Below are 503 nucleotides of genomic sequence, written 5' to 3'. Positions count from 1 at the left end.
ATCGACGGTGGTGACGGGCCGCTGCTGCGCCTGGAGGTCCCGGCCGGCCGCGGCCCGGTCGCCGGCGAGCGAATCGGCGTCAGCGCCGATCCCGAGGACGTCAACCTCTTCGCCACCGACGAACAGGCGGGGTGAGCCATGGCCGCCACCCTCACCGCGGGGGCTCCCGCCCGCCCGCGCAAGCTGTTGGCCTCGCGCCGGACGCGGGTCGGGATCCTGTACGCGCTGCCGGTCGTCGTCTACCTGCTGCTGTTGTTCGTCTACCCGATCTTCTCCACCCTGCTGCTGAGCCTGAAGGACGCCGACGGCTCCTTCACCCTGCACTGGTACGCCGACGCACTGACCGGCGTGAACCTGTCGGTGCTGTTCACGACGCTGCGGATCTCCGCCGAAACGGCCGTGCTGAGCCTGGTCTTCGGGTTCGTCCTGGCCCAGGCCATCACCCGGCTCAAGCCCATCCTGGCGGGCCTGGCGATGCTGGTCGTGGTCGTCCCGCACTTCGT

At 70.4% G+C, this 503-nt stretch carries 1 pseudogene; it reads left to right on the top strand.

The annotated features are described in order from the left end of the window. Positions 1 to 138: 138 nt before the first annotated feature. Positions 139 to 503, top strand: a pseudogene (locus tag KUM44_RS21080) (ABC transporter permease); the annotation flags it as partial.

This window comes from Streptomyces sp. AC550_RSS872 (assembly GCF_019049285.1).
Classification (GTDB): domain Bacteria; phylum Actinomycetota; class Actinomycetes; order Streptomycetales; family Streptomycetaceae; genus Streptomyces.
This window is presented reverse-complemented; position numbering and strand designations above follow the sequence as displayed.